The organism is Paraburkholderia sp. Ac-20347 (assembly GCF_017104805.1).
GTDB classification, from domain to species: domain Bacteria; phylum Pseudomonadota; class Gammaproteobacteria; order Burkholderiales; family Burkholderiaceae; genus Paraburkholderia; species Paraburkholderia tropica.
Map to the genome: position 1 here is coordinate 1 of NZ_JAAGPN010000465.1, position 3439 is coordinate 3439.

The following is a 3439-nucleotide window of genomic DNA, read 5'->3' on the forward strand; positions in this document are numbered from 1 at the left end:
CGCCGCCGAGCGCGCCGCCCAGCGCATTGTTCATGTCGCCGGCCATTGCCGGAATCGAAGCCGTGGCAGCCAGCGCTGCAATCGCCATCATCGGGAAGAATTTCTTCATGAGTGAACTCATTGGTTTTAATACGGCGCTGAGTATAACTTCCAACCTGAAAGGCTTCTGTAACGCGTGCAAGGTTCGGGGGTAAGAGGTGTAACAAAATGATCGCAAACGCCCGCGATTTCGTGAGGGCGTCTTACGCGAAATGAAATAAATGAAGGCAGATTATTGGGGATCCATGCTTCGGTAATTTTGTCCGCTTGATGGCTTTTTGCGCGTTGCAACAGCTTTGCACGCGCTTTACGTGATAATTGCGGCTGTTTGCTTCTCGCCCCAGATTGACTATGTCGACGCCTGAACGGAGTGCATCCGGTTACGCCTGGTGGGGCGTGCTGGTTCTGGCGCTATCCGCGTTTATTTTCAACACGACCGAATTCGTCCCGGTGGCGCTGCTCAGCGCGATCGGCGACAGCCTTCAAATGAAGGCGACCGATGTTGGCCTCATGCTCACGATTTACGCGTGGACCGTGGCCGTCGCTTCGCTGCCGTTGATGTTGCTGACGCGCAATATCGAGCGCCGCAAGTTGCTGACCGGGGTATTCGGTTTATTTATTGCCAGCCACATCCTGACCGGCGTTGCGTGGAATTTTCCCGTGCTGGTCGCCGGGCGAATCGGGATTGCGTGCGCGCATGCGATTTTCTGGTCGATATCGGTCTCGCTGGTTGTTCGGCTTGCGCCGCGTGGCCAGAAAAGTCGCGCGCTCGGCATGCTCGGCATGGGCACGTCGATCGCCATGGTGGCCGGCATTCCGCTTGGCCGCGTGATTGGCGAAACGCTCGGCTGGCGCGAGACGTTTCTGGCGATCGCGGCGGCCGCCGCCGTTACGCTGCTCATGCTGCGTTTCGCGTTGCCGAAACTCGAAAGCCAGCAGACGGGTTCGTTTAAAAGCCTGCCCGTGCTGTTCAAAAAGCCGATGCTGGTATCGCTTTATCTGATCACGGTGCTGGTGGTGTGCGCGCACTTTACGTCGTACACGTATATCGAGCCGTTCATTCATCATGTAGGCCACGAGAGCAACGACCGAATTACGTATTTGCTGATTCTGTTTGGCGCTGCCGGCATTCCTGCGGCTATCGGTTTCAATCGCGTGTTTCCGCAGCGTCCCGAACAATTCCTGCGAACGTCCGTATTCGCGATTTGCGTCTGTCTGCTCGTGCTGTTTCCGTGCGCGCTCAATATCGTGACGCTGTCCGTGCATACGGCCGTCTGGGGTGGCGCCGTCGTGTGCTTCGGGCTGGCCATGCAGGCGTGGGTGCTGCGCCTCGCGCCCGATGCCGCCGATCTCGCGGTGTCGATCTACTCCGGCCTCTATAACGTGGGCATCGGCGCAGGCGCGCTGCTGGGCAACCATATCGCCAACGACTTCGGCATTGCGTGGCTCGGGACGTTCGGCGGCGTGGCGGGCGGCCTGGGCGCCGCGGTGTGCGCGCTGGCGTTGCGCCTGTATGGAAGCCATCACCCGCCGATCGACAAGGACGCCCACGCGTTGCATTAAAGGGGTGTGATGCACCCATTTCAATGATTTGAATAAGCATCGGAGACGCTCCCAGGACGCCTCATGCGTGTGCTAACCTGTATATATATACAGTATTTGGCGCAGGATTCCACACGCAATCATGGGACGAAATCATCGTCATTTCCCTCCGCTCACGGCAGCGGAGCTGGCCGATATTTACGACCGGCATCCGCTGCCCGTGGTGCTGCGTCTGCTTTGGGAAATTCATCGATTGCGCTCGACCATCAGCCGCGCAAATCAGGTCCGCATGATGATCGGTACGCGCGTGGGCACGGCCAATACGCCTGCGGGTATCTGGGAGCGCTTCGAGCAGGAGCTCGACGCCGAGCCCTGCTTGAACGACCCGCTCACGCCGCGTCAGCAGGGGCTGCTGCACGAGGGCGAATCGAAAGGGCGCTTACGCCGCCGGCGGCGCAATGGCGATTGAGCGGGCGCGCAGGATGTCGCGTTTATCGCCGCGAATAGTGCTGTGAATGTTGCCGTAGGGTTCGCCGAAATTTGGTTGTAAGTGCCGGTTGCTAGAGTCGTCGCTGAAGTCGTGCCCTTCGTGGCTATCTGAACAAGAGCGACCCCTCATGAATAAAGCCCGCGCGTTCCGGCCCCTGCGTGTGTTCTGGCTGTTTCTTGTCGTGTTCTTCAGTGCGCCTGCCTGGGCATTCCAGACGAAAATCGTCTCGATCCCAAGCGCCGCCATGCATCGCGCATTCGACGCCACCGTGGTCCTGCCCGCCGATTACGGTCGCGGCAACGGCACCACGCGCTATCCGGTCGTCTACGTGCTGCACGGTTCCGGCGGCAATTACGCGGACTGGACTTCGAATACGCAGATCGGCAAACTCGCGGACCGCTATCACGTCATTCTCGTGATGCCCGACGGCGGTCACGAAAGCTGGTATATCGACAGTCCGTTCGATCAGGCGAGCCGCTACGAAACCTATATCGGTACCGAAGTCGTGTCGTGGATCGACACGCATTTCCGCACGATCGCCACGCGTCAGACGCGCGCGATCACGGGCCTGAGCATGGGCGGTTTTGGCGCGCTGCGTATCGCGCTCGACCGGCAGGACACCTTTGGCGCAGCGGGAAGCATCAGCGGCGCGGTCGATCCGCGTATTAGCGAAGACGAACCCGGCATCGACCGAGTGTTCGGTAATCCCGCGCATCATGCGGACTTCTGGACCCGCAATGCCATCGTCGAGGACGCAAGCAGTTTCGAACACGCGCATATCGCGCTTACGATCGATTGCGGTGTCAGCGATTTTTTCGTGCAATCGAATCGCACGCTGCACGAAAAGCTCATTGCATTGGGCGTTCCGCACGATTACGCCGAGCGGCCTGGCGGCCACACCTGGACCTACTGGTCGAATTCAATTCGCTATCAGGTGTTGTTCTTCGCCACGGCGTTTCATCAGAACGGCTGGCATGGGCCTGCGCATCTGGCGTGAGTTGCTGATTCCCTCAGCTGTATTTGTCCTCGAACGGGCCCGCTCATGCGGGCCCGTTTTTATTTCCGCCTTCATTCTCGTCGCACTTTCCCAGTCCGAATCGCGCGGCACATCGTTTGCGCTAGCAAAGGTGTTCGCGCGGCGCGTTGCGTGATGTCCGTTTATCGGCAGGTGCGCGTCGCATATCGACAAACAACGCGGCAAACAACGCGGCAACCAACGCGTTTTCAAGGAGAGCGATGATGAGCAAACCGACGATCAAGGCAGCAGCATGGATTCTGGCGATGGCGATTTCCGGCGCAGCCTGCGCCGCCGGCGGTTCAGGCGGCGCGGGTGTGGGCGCGGGTGTGGGCGCGGGCGGTGCGTCCGAC

General features: G+C 59.8%; 3 protein-coding genes and 1 pseudogene. 3 read left to right on the forward strand and 1 reads right to left on the reverse strand.

Features of this window, described 5'->3' with window-relative positions:
* Window positions 1-390 precede the first annotated feature (390 nt).
* The 3 genes from G3N97_RS37540 to G3N97_RS37550 all read left to right on the forward strand — a co-directional run bounded on the left by G3N97_RS37540 (window position 391) and on the right by G3N97_RS37550 (window position 3068).
* Window positions 391-1602, forward strand: coding sequence for a sugar transporter (locus G3N97_RS37540; RefSeq protein WP_205997805.1), 1212 nt, complete (start codon window positions 391-393; stop codon window positions 1600-1602).
* Between the two features lie 121 nt (window positions 1603-1723).
* Complete coding sequence (locus G3N97_RS37545) at window positions 1724-2050, forward strand: hypothetical protein (RefSeq protein ID WP_205997806.1); 327 nt, start codon at window positions 1724-1726, stop codon at window positions 2048-2050.
* A gap of 148 nt (window positions 2051-2198) precedes the next feature.
* Entirely contained in the window at window positions 2199-3068 is an 870-nt protein-coding gene (locus G3N97_RS37550) for an alpha/beta hydrolase family protein (RefSeq protein WP_205997807.1), read from the forward strand.
* Between the two features lie 121 nt (window positions 3069-3189).
* On the opposite strand, the pseudogene G3N97_RS37555 reads toward G3N97_RS37550, so the two are convergent.
* Window positions 3190-3439 (reverse strand): annotated as a pseudogene (locus G3N97_RS37555) (hypothetical protein); the annotation flags it as partial.